Below are 17,753 nucleotides of genomic sequence, written 5' to 3'. Positions count from 1 at the left end.
CGTGAGCGGCTACGTATCGGTAGTTCACATTCCCGTGGCTTTCCCGGCCGCCGCGCACGGGAAGCCTCACCCGGTACGCCGTTCCGCGCACCCGGCCAGCGGGGCCCGATCCGGGCCCCCGTGCCCTCCGCCAGCAGAGTGAAAGCGGACCGGAGCGCCCATGCCCGCAACCCTTACCCCTGCCGTGGAGCGGATACAAAGGACAAAATCCCGCAAAGCACCACAAACCCAGGTGAGCCCATGATCGGTCGCATCCCTGTTCTGGACATCCGCCCGCAGATCGATTGCGGCCGCCGCCCGGCGAAGGCCGTGGTGGGCGAGACCTTCGAGGTCTCCGCCACGGTCTTCCGTGAAGGCCACGACGCGGTCGCCGCCAACGTGGTGCTGCGCAACCCGGCCGGCCGCTGCGGCCCGTGGACCCCGATGCGGGAGCACGCGCCGGGCACCGACCGCTGGCTCTGCGAGGTCACCCCGGACGTCGAGGGACGCTGGACGTTCACCGTGGAGGCGTGGTCCGACCCGGTCGCCACCTGGCGCCGGCACGCCGGGGTGAAGATCCCGGCCGGGATCGACACCGAGCTGGTCCTGGCCGAGGGCGCCGCGCTGCACGAACGGGCCGCCGGCGAGGTCCCCAAGAGCGACGGCCGGGAGGCGGTGCTGACCGCCGTCGACGCGCTGCGCGACACCACCCTGCCGGCCGCCGCGCGCCTGGCCACCGCGCTCGCCCAGGAGGTCACCGAGGCGCTGGACCGCCACCCGCTGCGCGAACTGCTCACCGTCTCCCGCCCGATGCCGCTGGTCGTCGAGCGCCGCCGGGCCCTGTACGGCTCGTGGTACGAGCTCTTCCCGCGCTCCGAGGGCGCCGTCACCGGCCCGGACGGCACGGTCGCCTCCGGCACCCTGCGCACCGCCGCCGAACGGCTGCCCGCGGTCGCCGCGATGGGCTTCGACGTGGTCTACCTCCCGCCCGTCCACCCGATCGGCACCACCCACCGCAAGGGCCCCAACAACGCGCTCTGCGCGGGACCGGGCGACGTCGGCTCCCCCTGGGCCATCGGGTCGCCGGCCGGCGGGCACGACGCGCTCCACCCGGACCTGGGCACCTTCGAGGACTTCGACCACTTCGTGCGGACCGCCCGCGACCTGCGGATGGAGGTGGCCCTGGACTTCGCCCTCCAGTGCTCCCCGGACCACCCCTGGGTCACCCTGCACCCGCAGTGGTTCCACCACCGCGCCGACGGCTCCGTCGCCTACGCGGAGAACCCGCCGAAGAAGTACCAGGACATCTATCCGCTCGCCTTCGACGCCGACTTCCGCGGGCTGGTCCGGGAGACCGAACGGCTGCTGCGCTTCTGGATGGCCAAGGGCGTACGGATCTTCCGGGTGGACAACCCGCACACCAAGCCGGTGGCGTTCTGGGAGAAGGTGCTCAGCGACATCAACCGCACCGACCCGGACGTGATCTTCCTGGCCGAGGCGTTCACCCGCCCGGCGATGCTGCACACCCTCGCCCAGATCGGCTTCCAGCAGTCGTACACCTACTTCACCTGGCGCAACACCAAGCGGGAACTGACCGAGTACCTCACCGAACTGACCGGTGAGAGCGCCGCCTACCTGCGGCCCAACTTCTTCGTGAACACCCCCGACATCCTGCACGCCCACCTCCAGGAGGGCGGCCGCCCGGCCTTCGAGACCCGCGCCGTCCTGGCCGCGACCCTCTCCCCCACCTGGGGCGTCTACGCGGGCTACGAGCTGTGCGAGGGCACCGCGCTGCGCGCCGGCAGCGAGGAGTACCTGGACTCCGAGAAGTACCAGCTCCGGCCCCGCGACTGGGACGCCGCGGCCCGCGAGGGGCGGTCCATCGCCCCGCTGATCACCGCGCTCAACCGCATCCGCCGCCGCCATCCCGCCCTGCAGCAGCTGCGCAACCTGCACTTCCACCAGGTCGACAACGACGCCGTGCTCGCCTACTCCAAGCGCGCGGAAAACGGCGACGGGACCGACACGGTGCTCACGGTGGTCAACCTCGACCCGCACCACACCCACGAGGCGACGGTGTCGTTGGACATGCCGGAACTCGGCCTCGGCCGGCACGAGTCCTTCCCGGTGCGCGACGAGCTCACCGGCGACACCTACCACTGGGGCAGGGACAACTATGTGCGCCTGGAGCCGGGCAGCCCACTCGCGCCGGCTCACGTGCTGTCGCTGCGACCGTCCTCACCGATCGGAGGGTCACCCAATTGATCGTCAATGAGCCAGTTCCCGACACGTTCGAAGACACCCCGGCGAAGGACCGCGATCCCGAATGGTTCAAACGGGCGGTCTTCTACGAGGTCCTGGTGCGCTCGTTCCAGGACAGCAACGGTGACGGCATCGGGGACCTCAAGGGCATCACGGCCAAACTCGACTACCTGCAGTGGCTGGGGGTGGACTGCCTCTGGCTGCCGCCGTTCTTCAAGTCCCCGCTGCGGGACGGCGGCTACGACGTCGCCGACTACACCGCGGTCCTCCCCGAGTTCGGCGACCTGGCCGACTTCGTGGAGTTCGTGGACGCCGCGCACCACCGCGGGATGCGGGTCATCATCGACATGGTGATGAACCACACCAGCGACCAGCACCCGTGGTTCCAGGAGTCCCGTACCGACCCCGAGGGCCCGTACGGCGACTACTACGTCTGGGCGGACGACGACAAGCAGTACGCCGACGCCCGGATCATCTTCGTCGACACCGAGGGCTCCAACTGGACCTTCGACCCGGTCCGCAAGCAGTACTACTGGCACCGCTTCTTCTCCCACCAGCCGGACCTCAACTACGAGAACCCGGCGGTCCAGGAGGAGATGATCTCCGCCCTGCGCTTCTGGCTCGACCTCGGCATCGACGGCTTCCGGCTGGACGCGGTGCCCTACCTCTACGCCGAGGAGGGCACCAACTGCGAGAACCTGCCGGCCTCGCACGCCTTCCTCAAGCGGGTCCGCGCCGAGATCGACGCGCACTACCCCGACACCGTGCTGCTGGCCGAGGCCAACCAGTGGCCGGAGGACGTCGTCGACTACTTCGGCGACTACGCCGTCGGCGGCGACGAGTGCCACATGGCCTTCCACTTCCCGGTGATGCCGCGGATCTTCATGGCGGTGCGCCGGGAGTCCCGCTACCCGGTCTCGGAGATCCTCGCCAAGACCCCGGCGATCCCCTCCGGCTGCCAGTGGGGCATCTTCCTCCGCAACCACGACGAGCTGACCCTCGAAATGGTCACGGACGAGGAACGCGACTACATGTACGCGGAGTACGCCAAGGACCCGCGGATGCGCGCCAACATCGGCATCCGCCGCCGGCTGGCCCCGCTGCTGGACAACGACCGCAACCAGATCGAGCTGTTCACCGCCCTGCTGCTCTCGCTGCCCGGCTCGCCGATCCTCTACTACGGCGACGAGATCGGCATGGGCGACAACATCTGGCTCGGCGACCGGGACGCCGTGCGCACCCCGATGCAGTGGACCCCGGACCGCAACGCCGGCTTCTCCTCCTGCGACCCCGGCCGGCTCTTCCTGCCGACCATCATGGACCCGGTCCACGGCTACCAGGTCACCAACGTCGAGGCCGCGATGAGCTCGCCGTCCTCGCTGCTGCACTGGACCCGGCGGATGATCGAGATCCGCAAGCAGAACCCCGCCTTCGGACTCGGCAGCTACACCGAGCTGCCGTCGTCCAACCCCGCGGTGCTGGCCTACCTCCGGGAATCCCCGGGCCGGAACGGCGCCGACGACGACCTGGTGCTGTGCGTGAACAACTTCTCCCGCTTCGCGCAGCCCACCGAGCTGGACCTGCAGGCGTTCAGCGGCCGCCACCCGGTGGAGCTCATCGGCGGCGTCCGCTTCCCGCCGATCGGCACGCTGCCGTACCTGCTGACCCTCGCGGGCCACGGCTTCTACTGGTTCCGGCTCCGCAGGAACGCACACCACGACGACAGGGCCTAGGGGACGTCCGTGCCGGTATCGGGCACGGGACCCGGGGCCTTCCGCCCGTACGCGGCCGCGTGGCGCGTACGGGCGTTTTTCGACCTTTCGCTCGGGCAACCTCCCTACTACCGCACGGGCCGGGTGGCCGGTGGTCACGGATCACGGCCGGCCCCCGGCCCGGGTCGGGCCCCTGCTCGCAAGAGCCCGGGCAGGCACTGCCGCGCAGCGAAGTGCACCCGAAGTGCATGCCGAGAACCGCCGAAACGCCACGCCGTACGGACGATCTCGCCCGACACGTCCCACACCGCAGCATCGTAAAGGCCGCATTCCGGGACACTTTGCCTGTCTGTCGTGTGCCCGGGGAAAGGACGCGACGCCATGTCGGACACCGCCTCGACCCGTGCCACCCGCCACGCCCCCGACCGCTCGCCGGTAACCGCACCCGATCTGCTCTCCTCGCTGGCACCGCTGCTGGCCGCGTGGGTACCGCGGCAGCGCTGGTTCGCCGGCAAGGGACGGCTGCTCACCGGCTTCACGCTGGTCGCGGCGACCGAACTGCTGCCGTGCACCGGCCGGGGCGGCGCACCCGGCCTGCTACAGATGCTGGTCCGCGCCCAGCAAGGCGCCCCGCCGAGCCGCACCCCGGCCGGCGGCGACTGCTACCAGCTGCTGCTGGGCACCCATCCCGCGCCGCCGCCGCATCTGGCGCCCGCGGTGATCGGGCGCCCGGCCGGCGGCCCGCTGGGCGGCCGCACCGTCTACGACGCGCTGCTGGACAACCGGCTCTGCGGGCTGCTGCTGGAGCGGCTGCGGGTCCCGGGCCGGATCGGGGCGCTGCGCTTCCGGCGCGAGCCGGACACCGACATCCCCTCGGGGCTGACCGCCCGGCCGATCGCGGTGGAGCAGTCCAACTCCTCGGTCGTCTTTGGCGATACGTTCATCCTGAAGGTCCTCCGGCGGATCGAGCCGGGGGTCAACCCCGATCTGGAGCTGCCGCGGGCGCTGGCCGGTGCCCGGTGCGCACGGGTCCCGGCGCCCGCCGCGTGGTTCGAGTCGGCGACCCCCGAGGACGGCGGCGAGGCGACGACGCTGGGCGTCCTGCAGCCCTTCCTCGCCGGCTCCACCGACGGCTGGCAGCTGGCCCTCAACGCGCTGGCGGTGCGCGCCGACTTCACCCGCTCGGCGCGGGCGCTGGGGCATGCCACCGCCGAGGTGCACACCGCGCTCGCCCAGGCCCTCCCCACCACCGAGCTGCGCCGCCCGCAGCTGGACGCGATCGCGGCCCAGATGAACGAGCGCCTGGAGGCCACCGCCCGCGCGGTGCCGGTGCTACAGCCCTACCGGGGGCGGCTGCGGGCCGCGTTCGACGCGCTGGCCGCGATGGGCCACGACGGCCGCAGCTGGGCCGCCCAGCGCATCCACGGCGATCTGCACCTGGGGCAGACGCTGCGCTCCGCCGACGGGGGCCGCTGGGCGCTGATCGACTTCGAGGGCGAGCCGGCCCGGCCGCTGGCCGAGCGGCGCCGCCCGCAGCCGGCCGTGCGCGATGTCGCCGCGATGCTCCGCTCGTTCGACTACGCGGCCCGCAGCGGCCCGGCCGGCGGCGACCCGTGGGCGCTGGACTGGGCCCGCCGCACCCGTGCCGCGTACTGCCTGGGCTATGCCGAGGCCGGCGGCCTGGATCCGCGCTCCGCCCCGGAACTCATGCGGGCCTACGAGACCGACAAGGCCGTCTACGAGGTGCTGTACGAGGCGCGGCACCGGCCCGACTGGCTGTCGGTGCCGATGGCGGCGATCCGGCGGCTGGCGGCCTGCGCGGACCCGGGGGCCGGCTGAAACGTTCCCGTGGGGCGGGCCCGGCCCCATCCGCCGTCCCCCTGCCCGCCGTCCGCCCGGAACCGACCGTCCGCCCCCCGCCCGAGGAGGCCCCACCCGTGACCGCCCGCCCGTCGCCCGCCACCCGCCAGGACGGCGGCCGCTCCGCCGCGTCCCCGTCCGGGCGCCCCGTCCCCTCCCCCGCGCCCGCCGCCACCCCGCCCCCCGGCACCGCCCGTCCGACGCCGCCGGCGGCCGGGGACCGGGGGGTGCGGCCGGCCGAGCCGCTGTCCGCCGAGGACCGCGGGCGGCTGCTCGCCGGGGCGCACCACGATCCGCACACCCTGCTCGGCGCACATCCGGTGCCGGGCGGGCTGCTGTTCCGGGCCCTGCGGCCGTTCGCACGGGGCGTCACGGTCGTGGCGCCGGGGCTGCGGGCGCCGCTGCGCTCCGAGGGGGACGGGCTGTTCGCGGGGGTGCTGCCGCTCGTCGGTATCCCCGACTACGAGCTGCTGGTCGACTACGGCGACACCACGGCGACCGTGCCGGACCCGTACCGCTTTCTGCCCTCGGTCGGGGAGCTGGACCTGCACCTGTTCCACGAAGGGCGGCACGAGGAGCTGTGGCGGGCGCTCGGGGCCCGGGTCATGACGCACCAGGGGGTGGCCGGCACCCGCTTCACCGTGTGGGCGCCCAACGCCCGGGGCGTCCGCGTGGTGGGGAACTTCAACTACTGGGACGGCACCGGCAGCCCGATGCGGTCGCTGGGCGCGTCCGGGGTGTGGGAGCTGTTCCTGCCGGGTCTCGGCGAGGGCGAGCTGTACAAGTTCGAGATCACCCGGCCGGACGGCTCGACGACGGTGCGGGCCGACCCGATGGCCCGGCGCACCGAGTGCCCGCCGGCCACCGCCTCGGTGGTGGACGCCTCGCACCACACGTGGCGGGACGCCGACTGGATGGCCCGGCGCGGCGAACGCCCGGTCCACGCCGCGCCGTTCTCCGTCTACGAGGTGCACCTGCCCTCCTGGCGACCCGGACTGACGTACCGTCAGCTGGCGGACCAACTGCCCGCCTACGTCAAGGACCTGGGCTTCACCCACGTCGAGTTCATGCCGGTGGCCGAGCACCCCTTCGGCGGCTCCTGGGGCTACCAGGTGACCGGTTTCTACGCGCCCACCGCCCGGATGGGCACCCCCGACGACTTCCGGTTCCTGATCGACGCGCTGCACCGGGCCGGGATCGGGGTGCTGATGGACTGGGTGCCGGCGCACTTCCCCCGGGACGACTGGGCACTGGCGGAGTTCGACGGGCGGCCGCTGTACGAGCCCGGGGACCCCGCGCGGGCCGCCCACCCGGACTGGGGCACGCTGGAGTTCGACTACGGCCGCACCGAGGTGCGCAACTTCCTGGTCGCCAACGCGGTGTACTGGTGCGAGGAGTTCCACATCGACGGGCTGCGGGTGGACGCGGTCGCCTCGATGCTCTACCTCGACTACTCGCGGGAGGACGGCGGCTGGACGCCGAATGTCCACGGCGGCCGGGAGAACCTCGACGCGGTCGCCTTCCTCCAGGAGATGAACGCGACCGTCTACCGCCGCTGCCCCGGCGTCGTCACCGTCGCCGAGGAGTCCACCGCCTGGGACGGCGTCACCCGCGCCACGCACCACGTGGGGCCGGGCGGCTTCGGCGGGCTGGGCTTCGGCCTGAAGTGGAACATGGGCTGGATGCACGACTCCCTCGGCTACGTCGAGAAGGAGCCGGTGCACCGCAGGTACCACCACGGCGAGATGACCTTCTCGATGATCTACGCCTACTCCGAGAACTACGTGCTGCCGATCTCGCACGACGAGGTGGTGCACGGCAAGCGGGCGCTGGTGTCGAAGATGCCCGGCGACTGGTGGCAGCAGCGCGCCAACCACCGGGCGTACCTGGGCTTCATGTGGGCCCACCCGGGCAAGCAACTGCTCTTCATGGGGCAGGAGTTCGCCCAGGGCGCGGAGTGGGCGGAGAGCCACGGCCCGGACTGGTGGCTGCTGGACCCGTCCTACGGGGCGGCGGCGGACCACCGGGGCGTGCGCGACCTCGTCCGCGAGCTGAACCGCCGCTACGCGGACACGCCCGCGCTGTGGGAGCGCGACACCGACCCGGCCGGCTTCTCCTGGATCGACGCCGGCGCCGCCGACGACAACGTCTTCTCCTTCCTCCGGTACGCCGCCGACGGCACGCCGCTGGTCTCGGTCACCAACTTCTCCCCCGTCGTCCGGCAGGGCTACCGACTGGGCGTCCCCGGCGAGGTGCCCGTCTGGCGGGAGGTGCTCAACACCGACGCCGCGTGCTTCGGCGGCGGCGGCGTGGCCGGGCCCGGCCCGCTGAAGACCGAGCCGGTCCCCTGGAACGGCCGCCGCACCTCGATCGCGGCGGTGCTGCCCCCGCTGGCCACGGTCTGGCTGCTGCCCGCCTGAAGGGCGGGCCGGCCGCCGCCCGCGGTACGCCGAAGGGGCGGGCGCCCATGGCACCCGCCCCTTCTCCCCTCCTGCGCGTCCGGGGTGTCACACCGCGGCGGACGTCCTGGTGCCGTCGGCGGTGCCGCCGGCGGCCGTGCCGGCCCCGGCCCCGGCGTCGGGTGGCGTGCCGTGGCCGTCGGCGGTCAGCGTGCGCTCGTCGAACGGCAGCCGTCCGGAGAGCACCCGCGCGACCCGTTCCCGGTCGATCTCCTTGGTCCAGGTGCCGATCAGCACGGTGGCCACCGCGTTGCCGGCGAAGTTGGTCAGGGCGCGGGCCTCGCTCATGAAGCGGTCGATGCCGACGATCAGGCCGACGCCGTCGACGAGTTCGGGCCGGTGCGACTGGAGGCCGCCGGCCAGCGTCGCCAGGCCCGCGCCGGTGACCCCGGCCGCGCCCTTGGAGGCGATGATCATGAAGACCAGGAGCGAGATCTGCTGGCCGAGCGAGAGCGGCCTGTCCATCGCCTCGGCGACGAACAGCGAGGCCATGGTCAGGTAGATGGCGGTGCCGTCGAGGTTGAAGCTGTAGCCGGTCGGGACGGTGATGCCGACGACCGGGCGGCTGACGCCCAGGTGCTCCATCTTCGCGATCAGCCGGGGCAGCGCCGACTCCGAGGAGGAGGTCGAAAGGATCAGCAGGAACTCCCGGCCGAGGTACTTCAGCAGCGCGAAGACGTTCACCCCGGCGACCAGCCGGAGCAGCGTGCCGAGCACCACGACGACGAAGAGCAGGCAGGTCGCGTAGAAGCCGGCCATGATGACGGCGAGCGACTTCAGCGCGGCCAGGCCGGTGGCGCCGACGACCGCGGCCATCGCGCCGAAGGCCCCCACCGGCGCCGCCCACATGATCATCGAGAGCACCCGGAAGACCAGCTTCTGGACGTGGCCGATGCCGCGCAGCACCGGCTCGCCCGCCGGCCCGAGCGCCTGCAGCCCGAAGCCCACCAGCAGCGCCACCAGCAGGGTCTGGAGCACCTCGCCCTGGGTGAGGGCGGAGACCAGGGAGGTCGGGATGATGCCGAGGAGGAAGTCGGTGGTGGTCTCGTGGGCGCCGGCGGTCTGGGCCTGGCCGGCGTGCCGGAGCGCGTCGGTCAGGTGCAGGCCGGAGCCGGGGTCGAGGAGGTTGCCGACGAGCAGGCCGATGGCCAGCGCGACGGTGGACATCACCATGAAGTAGCCCAGGGCCAGCCCGCCGACCGCACCGACCTTGGCCGCCTTACGGACCGAGCCGACGCCCAGCACGATGGTGCAGAAGATGACGGGCGAGATCATCATCTTGATGAGGTTCACGAACCCGGTGCCCAGCGGTTTGAGCGCCACGGCGAAGCCGGGGGCGGCCAGGCCCACGACGATGCCGAGCAGCACGGCGCCGATCACGGCGAGGTAGAGGAAGTGCGTCCGGTCCCGCTTGGCCGGCCGGGTGTCCTCGCTGGTGCCCCCGGACGGCGGGGTCTGTGCAGCCACGGCTGCCCTACCTTTCTGACGGGGGCCACGGTTCCGCGCCGACCGGGCCCACAACAGGTCCCGGCGACTATGCACGGCGGTGTGGCGCCCGTCACCCTTGCGTACATTTCGTTCACGTAAAAGTGACCGGGCAGACTGTTCCGTATGCGCCTCCCCCGACCCCGCCCGTCACGGCGGCTGCGCGGCCCCCGCAGCCTGGCCGGGCAGCTCTTCGCCATGCAGGTGGTCCTGGTGGCGGCGGTGGTCCTGGGCTGCGCGGTCTTCGCGTACGTGAGCGCCGGGCGGCAGGCGGAGGAGACCGCGCGGCGGCAGGCGACCGCGGCGGCCACCGCCGTCGCCGACTCCCCGGCCGTGGTGGCCGCGGCCCGCACGAAGGACCCGACCGCCGCGCTCCAGCCGTACAGCGAGCGGCTGCGGCGGGACGCCGGCGTCGACTTCGTCGTGGTGATGGCGCCGGACGGGACGCGCTGGACGCACCCGGAGCCGTCCGCGATCGGCGGGAAGTACCTCGGCCACATCGGGCCCGCGCTGCGCGGCGAGATCTTCCCGGAGACCCATATGGGCGTGCTCGGCCCGTCGGTGCGGGTGGTCGCGCCGGTCCGCGACCCCGCGCGCGGCGGCCGGATCACCGCGCTGGTCAGCTCCGGGATCACCATCGCCACCATCGGTCAGCAGCTGCGCGACCAGGTCCTGGCGCTGGTCGGGGTGGCCGCGGCGGCACTGGCGCTGGGCGGGCTGGGCACGTACGTGGTCAACACCCGGCTGCGCCGGCACACCCACGGCATGAACGCCGCCGAGCTGGCCCGGATGTACGACTACCACGAGGCCGCGCTGCACGCCGTCCGCGAGGGGCTGCTGATGCTCGACGGGGCGGACCGGGTGGCGCTGATCAACGACGGCGGGCGGGAGCTGCTGGGGCTGACCGGGGACGCGGTCGGCCGGCCGGTCGCCGGGCTGGGGCTGCCGGAGCCGCTGACCGGGGCGCTGCTGGCGCCCGGCCCGACGGTCGACGCGCTCCATCTGACCGGCGAGCGGGTGCTGGTCGTCAACTCCGCCCCGGTCTCCGGCGATCGGCGCCTCGGCAGCGTCGTCACCCTCCGCGACCACACCGAACTCCAGGCGCTCTCCGGTGAGTTGGACTCCGTACGGGGCTTCGCCGAGGCGCTGCGCTCGCAGGCGCACGAGGCGGCCAACCGGCTGCACACCGTGGTCTCGCTGATCGAACTGGGCCGGGCCGAGGAGGCCGTCACGTTCGCCACCGCCGAGCTGGAGCTGGCGCAGACGCTGACCGACCGGGTGGTGGGCGCGGTCGCCGAACCGGTGCTGGCCGCACTGCTGCTGGGCAAGGCGGCCCAGGCCAACGAGCACGGCGTGGAGCTGGTGCTGACCGAGGACAGCCGGATCGACGACGGGGTGATCCCGCCGGACCTGCCGGCCCGCGACCTGGTCACGGTGCTGGGCAATCTCATCGACAACGCCCTGGACGCCGCCGCCCCGCCCCAGGGGCACGGCGCCCCGCCGCAGGTGCGGGTCACCGCCCGGGCGGACGGCGGCGAACTGCTGCTGCGCGTCGTGGACAACGGGCCGGGCATCGCCGCGGACGCCACCGAGGAGGTCTTCCGGCGCGGCTGGAGCACCAAGGGCCGCGACATCGGGAAACCTGCCGCCGCCGGTGCCCGCGGACTGGGCCTGGCCCTGGTCGGGCAGGCGGTGCGCCGGCACGGCGGCACGGTCCGGCTGGACCGGGGGCCGGAGGGCGGCGCCCGGTTCACCGTCCGGCTGCCGCTGCGGGCCGCGGAAGGCGTCCCGCGGTGACCGGCGAGCCGATCCGGGTGCTGGTCGTCGAGGACGACCCGGTCGCCGCGGCCGCGCACGCGCTGTACGTGGGGCGGGTGCCGGGCTTCGCGGTGTCCGGCACCGTGCACTCGGGCGCCGGGGCCCGCCGCCACCTCGACCGGCACCCGGTGGACCTGCTGCTGCTGGACCTCTTCCTGCCGGACGGCCACGGGCTGCAGTTGGTGCGGACGCTGCGCGCGGCCGGGCACGCCGCGGACATCATCGCGGTGACCTCCGCCCGGGACCTGGCGATGGTCCGCGAGGGCGTCTCGCTGGGCGTCGTCCAGTACGTGCTCAAGCCGTTCACCTTCGCCACCCTGCGGGACCGGCTGCTGCGCTACGCCGAGTTCCGCGCCACCTCCGGGGAGGCCAGCGGGCAGGACGAGGTGGACCGGGCGCTGGCGGCGCTGCGCGCCCCGCGGCCGGCCGCGCTGCCCAAGGGGCTGACCGCGGCCACCCTGCAGGCGGTGACCGACGCGCTGCGGGCCGCCGCCGGCGGTGGGCTGACCGCGGCCCAGACCGCCGCGGACGTGGGCATCTCCCGGATCACCGCCCGCCGTTACCTGGAGCACCTGGTGGAGAGCGGCCGGGCCGCCCGCGCCCCGCAGTACGGCCAGGTCGGCCGCCCGGAGCTGCGCTACCGGTGGTCGGACCGTTGACCCGGCGTGAGCGGTGGCCTGCTTCCAGCAAGCGGTAGGCCGTGGCGAGTTGACGTGACCGGCCGGCTCCGTGACGGGCCGGCCGCGGTTCGTTGGAGGTCGTGCCGTGCGCTCCACCACCCCGCTGGCCCTGTTCACCGCCGCCGTGCCGGCCGCCGGCGCGCTCACCGCCTGCGGCGGCGGTTCCGGGGACGACCCGGACACCGTCAAGCTCGCCTTCGTCAAGGACACCAACAGCAGGGTGCGGGTCCGGGACGACTATGTGGCCCTGGTGGCGCGGCAGTTCGAGAAGGCGAACCCGGGGAAGAAGGCCAAGCTGATCCCCGTCCAGGCGTCGGAGAACGCCTACTACACCAAGATCCAGCAGATGATGCGCTCCCCGCGGACCGCGCCCGACGTGGTCTACGAGGACACCTTCCTGATCTCTGCGACGGCGCGACGCTCCTGACGGTGGGCTGCGCCGCGCCGGCCGCCTATCCGCTGTCCCCCTTCCGGTCCCGCCTCGCCCGGCCCTTCCTGCTCACCGCGCTGTTCCTGGCCGCCGCCCGGCTGCCGTTCGCCCTGTGGCTGACGAAGAACTTCATGGACGGGGTGCCGGTGGCGCTGGAGGAGGCGCCGTGGACCGACGGGGCCTGTTGGTTCCAGAGCCTGCTGCGGATCGTGCTGCCGTTGACGCGTCCGGGCCTTTCGGTGGTCGCGGTCCATGCCTTCGTCATGTTGTGGGGGAATTCCTTCGTCCCGTTCATGTTGCTGCTCTCGCCGGAGCAACTCCCGGCGTCGGTCAGCATTTTCACTTTCTTCGGGAATTACGGCACGATCGCGTTCGGGGAACTCGCCGCATTCTCGATCCTGTACTCGACGCCGGTGCTTCTGCTGTACTTCCTGGTCTCCCGGCGGCTGGCCGGCGGTTTCGCGCTGGGCGGGGCGGTGAAGGGCTGACGGCGGACGCGGGAAGCGCCTGGCCAGTGGCCTCGCGGGGCGGTTTCGGCGGGAAACCGCCGAAACCCGGCCGGACCTCGGCGGAAATGCCGTAGCTTCCTCCAACCTGCAAACTTGGACATCCGTACGATAGGTATCGGACCATCCCGTCACCTACCGTGTGCCGGTGAACACGCACGACGGGGAAGCGCGCAGGCCCCCTTTCGACGCCGCCGCCGCCCGCCGGCTGCGCGAGGCCCTCGGCATGACCCACGCGCATGTCGCCTACGGAATCTGGGCCGCCTACGGAATTCGAATGGAACCGGCCGCGGTGGCGTCCTGGGAATTGGAGGAGAGCACCCCCACCGAGGCCGAACTCGCCGCGCTGGCCGGCGCCCTGTGGTGCGCCCCGGCGGAACTCCTCGGAACCCCCGGAACCCTCCGCGAATTCCGTATGGCGCTCGGTCTGGCGCCCGCCGATCTGGCGCTGCGGATCGGCATGGACCAGGCCGCGTACGAGCGGCTGGAGGACGGCGGGCGGTGGACGGGCACCGACCGGCAGGCGGCGGCGCTCGCCGCGGAGCTGGCGCTGCCGCTGCCCGCGCTGGTCCGCTTCACCGGCCGGGAGGACCGCCTCGTCGAGCTGCTGACCAGTGCCGCGACCACCCGCTGGCAGGGCTACGTCCGGCCGGTCGGCAAGGTCGCGCCGCTGCCCAAGGAGCAGCTGCAGAAGACCCTGGAGGAGCTGCACGAGGAGTACCACGCGCGGATGACCGCGTCGCTCAGCTGGACCGGCGGGGACGCCCCGGACGAGTCCGGCCGGGCCGGCCGGGACTTCCTCGACGGCGTCCTGGCGGAGTTCTGGCGGCGGGTCGGCGAGGCGGCGCTCTGACGCGCGGTACGGGCCCGCCCCCGACATGTCCCGTCGGTCCGCGGGCGGAGGGCCGTCCGTCCAGAGGATGACACCGGCACCGGGTGTGGCACTTCCGGCCGGTACGGATGTCGGCTCCTGGGGCCGACGATCGGGCGGCCCGCCGGATCGAGAATGGGGACATCGTTCCCTCCGTCCCGTTCCGGGACCGTCCCACGCCAGGAGTTGTGGTGCCGCACGCCGCCGTCCCCCGTCCCGCCGTCCCCGCCCGCGTCGCCGCGGCCGTCGCCGCCCGCGCCACGGACCTGAGCAAGGTCTACGGCCAGGGAGAGACCCGGGTGGTCGCTCTGGACTCCGTCGACGTGGAGTTCGGCCGGGCCCGGTTCACCGCGATCATGGGCCCGTCCGGCTCCGGCAAGTCCACCCTGATGCACTGCATGGCCGGGCTGGACTCCATATCGTCCGGCTCCGCCCGGATCGGCGACGTCGAGCTGGCGTCGCTGAACGACAAGCAGCTGACCCGGCTCCGCCGCGACAAGATCGGCTTCATCTTCCAGGCGTTCAACCTGCTGCCCACGCTCACCGCGCTGGAGAACATCACGCTGCCGATGGACATCGCCGGCCGCCGCCCGGACCGGGAGTGGGTCGGCCGGGTCGTGGAGACCGTGGGCCTGTCCGGGCGGCTCAAGCACCGGCCGGCCCAGCTCTCCGGCGGCCAGCAGCAGCGGGTCGCGGTGGCGCGGGCGCTGGCCGCCCAGCCGGAGATCATCTTCGCCGACGAGCCGACCGGCAACCTCGACTCCCGCTCCGGCGCCGAAGTGCTGGGCTTCCTGCGGGAGTCGGTGCGGGCGATGGACCAGACGGTGGTGATGGTCACCCACGACCCGGTCGCCGCCGCCTACGCGGACCGGGTGGTCTTCCTCGCCGACGGCCGGATCGTCGACGAACTGCACGAGCCGACCGCGGACGCCGTACTCGACCGGATGCGCATGTTCGACTCCAAGGGCCGTACGAGCTGACGCCGCAAGCCCCGAGCCCTCCCCAGCCCCAGGGCTGGCACCACCCAGGACTGACACCACCATGCTTCGTACAGCTCTGCGCAACATCGTCGCGCACAAGGCCCGCCTGATGATGACCGCACTCGCGGTCGTCCTCGGTACCGCGTTCGTCTCCGGCACGCTGATCTTCAGCGACACCGTCGGCGCGGCGTACCGCAACGCCATGTCCAAGAACCTCAAGGACGTGGCCGTCTCCGTACACGCGCAGTCCGCCCGCGGCGCCGACGGCCCCGAGCCGGAGGACGGCCGGCGCGGCAGCGCCCTCGACGACCGGCTCGCGGACCGGATCCGCGCGCTGCCGGGCGTGGCGTCCGTACGCCCGTCCCTGTCCGGCGACACCATCGTGGTCGGCAAGGACAACCAGCCGCTCGGCCGCGAGTGGGGGAACCGCGGCGTCAACTACGTCGCGGACAAGGACGGCAAGGACGGCCGCTACCCGCTGAAGGAGGGCCGCGCACCGGCCTCCGCCGGCGAGATGGCGCTGGACGCCCAGTCCGCGCGGCACGGCGGCTACGCACTCGGCGACACCGTGCGCTTCGCGACCGACGGCCCGGCGCTGACCAAGAAGCTGGTCGGCATCGTCGGCACCGACGACCCCCAGGTGGAGTCGGGCGCCAGTCTCGCGCTGTTCGACACCGCCACCGCGCAGAAGCTGTTCCTGCACCCCGGTCAGTACGACGAGCTGGTGGTCGCCGCCCAGCCCGGCACCGACAACCAGGCGCTGACGGAGCAGGTCCGCCGACTGCTGCCCAAGGACCGCGCGGAGGCCACCAGCGGCACCGAACTGGCCGCCCAGGAAGCCAGGATGATCACCGAGCAGACCCGCTCGCTGACGAAGATGCTGCTCACCTTCGCCGGCATCGCGCTGTTCGTCGGCGTCTTCATCATCGCCAACACCTTCACCATGCTCATCGCCCAACGCAGCCGCGAGATCGCGCTGATGCGCGCGGTCGGCGCCTCCCGCCGCCAGGTGGTGCGCTCGGTGCTGGCCGAGGCGGGCCTGCTGGGCCTGGCCTCCTCCGCCGTCGGCTTCGCGCTGGGCCTGGGGATCGCGGTCGGCCTGCGTCCGCTGCTGAACGCCACCGGCGCCGGCTTCCCCGACGGCCCGCTGGTCATCAGCCCGGACGCGGTGCTGGCCGCCCTCGGCGTCGGGGTGCTGGTGACCGTACTGGCCGCCTGGCTGCCGTCCCGCAAGGCCGCGAAGATCGCCCCGGTCGAGGCGCTGAGCACCGTCGAGGCGCCGCCGGCCCGGCGCGGCCTGGTCCTCCGCAACTCCCTGGGCGCGGTGGTCACCGGCCTCGGCGTAGCGGTCATGCTGTACGTCTCCACCCAGAAGAACGCCGATGCGCTGCCCGTGGCCATGCTCGGCGGGGCCCTCACCCTGGCCGGCATGATCATCCTTGCCCCGCTGCTGTCGCGTCCGCTGGTGGCGCTGGCCGGCAAGGTCACCACCCGCCTCTTCGGCGTCACCGGCAAGCTGGCGAAGGAGAACGCGCTGCGCAACCCGCGGCGGACCGCCGCCACCGCATCGGCCCTGATGATCGGTCTGGTACTGATCACCGGCATGACGGTGGGCGGGCACTCCGTCCAGCGGGCCATGGACGAGATGGTCGCCAAGGACCTGAAGGCCGACTACAAGGTCACCTCCTCCCACTTCGACGGCATCGACCCCCAGCTGTCCAGGAAGGCGACGCGGGTGCCGGGCGTCGAGGCCGTCGTGCCGCTGCGGCGGGTCGGCGTCGCGACGACGGGCACCGGGTTCCTCTCCCTCACCGGTACGGACCTGACCCGCCTCCCGAAGGTGACCGACGTCCGCTTCGACAGCGGTTCCTACGACGCCGTACGGGGCAACGGGATCGCGGTGTCCCGCACCAAGGCCAAGGAGCTGGGTCTGAAGCCCGGCAGCACCCTCGCGGCCGAGTTCTTCAGCGGCAAGGCCAAGAAACAGCAGCTGACGGTCACCGGCATCTACGAGGACAACCAGGTCGTCGGCGACGCGCTGGGCGCGGCCTCCCTCGTCGACCCGCACAAGAAGCCCTTCAAGGACGACGCGGTGCTGGTCAAGGCCGCCGACGGCAAGTCCACCGGTCTGGACAAGGAGATCCGCGACGCCCTCGGCAACAGCCCGCTGCTGAAGGTCCAGGACCGCGACGCCCTGCGCAACCAGGACGCCGGTGCCATCAACACCATGCTGAACATGATGTACGGGCTGCTCGGCATGGCCGTGGTCATCGCGGTGCTGGGCGTGGTCAACACCCTGGCGATGTCGGTCTTCGAGCGCACCCGCGAGATCGGCATGCTCCGCGCCATCGGCCTGGCCCGCTCGGGCGTCAAGCAGATGGTCCGTCTGGAGTCGGTGGTCATCTCCCTGTTCGGCGCGGTACTCGGGATCGGCGTGGGCGTCTTCCTCGCCTGGGCCGGCGGCAGCATAACCGCCACCTCCCTCCCGACGTACGAAATGGTCCTGCCCTGGGGCCGGTTGGCGCTCTTCTTCGCGATCGCCCTGGTGGTCGGCGTCCTGGCTGCCGCCTGGCCGGCCCGCCGCGCCGCCCGCCTCAACACTCTGGAGTCCATCAGCGCGCAGTGATCCCGCGCCTCCGCATCCCCCCACACCCGGACCCCGCCCTCAGCCGAGGGCGGGGTCCGGCCGTCACCCGGCCGGAAACGAAACC

Annotated in this window: 11 protein-coding genes and 1 pseudogene; 11 read left to right on the top strand and 1 reads right to left on the bottom strand. The window is 72.8% G+C overall.

The window, feature by feature from the left end; genetic code table 11:
• Positions 1-240: 240 nt before the first annotated feature.
• The 4 genes from K2224_RS13125 to glgB all read left to right on the top strand — a co-directional run bounded on the left by K2224_RS13125 (position 241) and on the right by glgB (position 8,233).
• Positions 241-2,244, top strand: coding sequence for an alpha-1,4-glucan--maltose-1-phosphate maltosyltransferase (locus tag K2224_RS13125; RefSeq protein ID WP_221906735.1), 2,004 nt, complete (start codon positions 241-243; stop codon positions 2,242-2,244).
• Positions 2,241-3,974 (top strand): maltose alpha-D-glucosyltransferase, encoded by a 1,734-nt coding sequence (treS, locus tag K2224_RS13120; RefSeq protein ID WP_221906734.1) that lies wholly within the window; start codon positions 2,241-2,243, stop codon positions 3,972-3,974. The genes K2224_RS13125 and treS overlap by 4 nt, the downstream gene beginning before the upstream one ends.
• 360 nt (positions 3,975-4,334) lie before the next feature.
• Positions 4,335-5,792, top strand: coding sequence for a maltokinase N-terminal cap-like domain-containing protein (locus K2224_RS13115; RefSeq protein ID WP_221906733.1), 1,458 nt, complete (start codon positions 4,335-4,337; stop codon positions 5,790-5,792).
• A gap of 98 nt (positions 5,793-5,890) precedes the next feature.
• Positions 5,891-8,233: a 1,4-alpha-glucan branching enzyme gene (gene glgB, locus K2224_RS13110; RefSeq protein ID WP_399018455.1), complete on the top strand. Its 2,343-nt coding sequence runs from the start codon at positions 5,891-5,893 to the stop codon at positions 8,231-8,233.
• 87 nt (positions 8,234-8,320) lie between these two features.
• On the opposite strand, the gene K2224_RS13105 is transcribed toward glgB, so the two are convergent.
• Complete coding sequence (locus tag K2224_RS13105; RefSeq protein WP_221906732.1) at positions 8,321-9,739, bottom strand: cation:dicarboxylate symporter family transporter; 1,419 nt, start codon at positions 9,737-9,739, stop codon at positions 8,321-8,323.
• Between the two features lie 144 nt (positions 9,740-9,883).
• On the opposite strand from K2224_RS13105, the gene K2224_RS13100 reads away from it, so the two are divergent.
• From K2224_RS13100 to K2224_RS13070, 7 genes and pseudogenes are all read left to right on the top strand, one after another.
• Positions 9,884-11,554, top strand: a complete 1,671-nt coding sequence (locus tag K2224_RS13100; RefSeq protein WP_221906731.1) for an ATP-binding protein — start codon at positions 9,884-9,886, stop codon at positions 11,552-11,554.
• A complete protein-coding gene (locus K2224_RS13095; RefSeq protein WP_221906730.1) occupies positions 11,551-12,234 on the top strand; it encodes a response regulator in 684 nt (227 codons plus the stop codon). Before K2224_RS13100 ends, K2224_RS13095 begins: the two co-directional genes overlap by 4 nt.
• 106 nt (positions 12,235-12,340) lie before the next feature.
• The gene (locus K2224_RS13090; protein WP_221906729.1) at positions 12,341-12,682 is read left to right on the top strand and encodes an extracellular solute-binding protein; all 342 of its coding nucleotides are present in this window, start codon (positions 12,341-12,343) and stop codon (positions 12,680-12,682) included.
• Positions 12,658-13,173, top strand: a pseudogene (locus K2224_RS13085) (ABC transporter permease subunit); the annotation flags it as partial. The gene K2224_RS13090 and the pseudogene K2224_RS13085, both read left to right, overlap by 25 nt.
• 160 nt (positions 13,174-13,333) lie before the next feature.
• A complete protein-coding gene (locus K2224_RS13080; RefSeq protein ID WP_221906728.1) occupies positions 13,334-14,044 on the top strand; it encodes a helix-turn-helix transcriptional regulator in 711 nt (236 codons plus the stop codon).
• A gap of 209 nt (positions 14,045-14,253) precedes the next feature.
• Positions 14,254-15,042: an ABC transporter ATP-binding protein gene (locus K2224_RS13075; RefSeq protein ID WP_369358809.1), complete on the top strand. Its 789-nt coding sequence runs from the start codon at positions 14,254-14,256 to the stop codon at positions 15,040-15,042.
• 61 nt (positions 15,043-15,103) lie between these two features.
• On the top strand, positions 15,104-17,668 hold the full coding sequence (locus tag K2224_RS13070) for an ABC transporter permease (protein WP_221906726.1): 2,565 nt from the start codon (positions 15,104-15,106) through the stop codon (positions 17,666-17,668).
• Positions 17,669-17,753 lie beyond the last annotated feature (85 nt).

This window comes from Streptomyces sp. BHT-5-2, from assembly GCF_019774615.1.
Classification (GTDB): Bacteria; Actinomycetota; Actinomycetes; order Streptomycetales; family Streptomycetaceae; genus Streptomyces.
The sequence above is the reverse complement of the archived record's forward strand: the minus strand, read 5'-3'. Positions and strand labels throughout refer to the sequence as shown.

Excerpts from the sequence above, each read along its gene's own strand:
- K2224_RS13125 (WP_221906735.1), top strand. The coding sequence starts at position 241 with ATGATCGGTCGCATCCCTGTTCTGGACATCCGCCCGCAGATCGATTGC.
- K2224_RS13115 (WP_221906733.1), top strand. The coding sequence starts at position 4,335 with ATGTCGGACACCGCCTCGACCCGTGCCACCCGCCACGCCCCCGACCGC.
- K2224_RS13100 (WP_221906731.1), top strand. The coding sequence starts at position 9,884 with ATGCGCCTCCCCCGACCCCGCCCGTCACGGCGGCTGCGCGGCCCCCGC.
- K2224_RS13070 (WP_221906726.1), top strand. The coding sequence starts at position 15,104 with ATGCTTCGTACAGCTCTGCGCAACATCGTCGCGCACAAGGCCCGCCTG.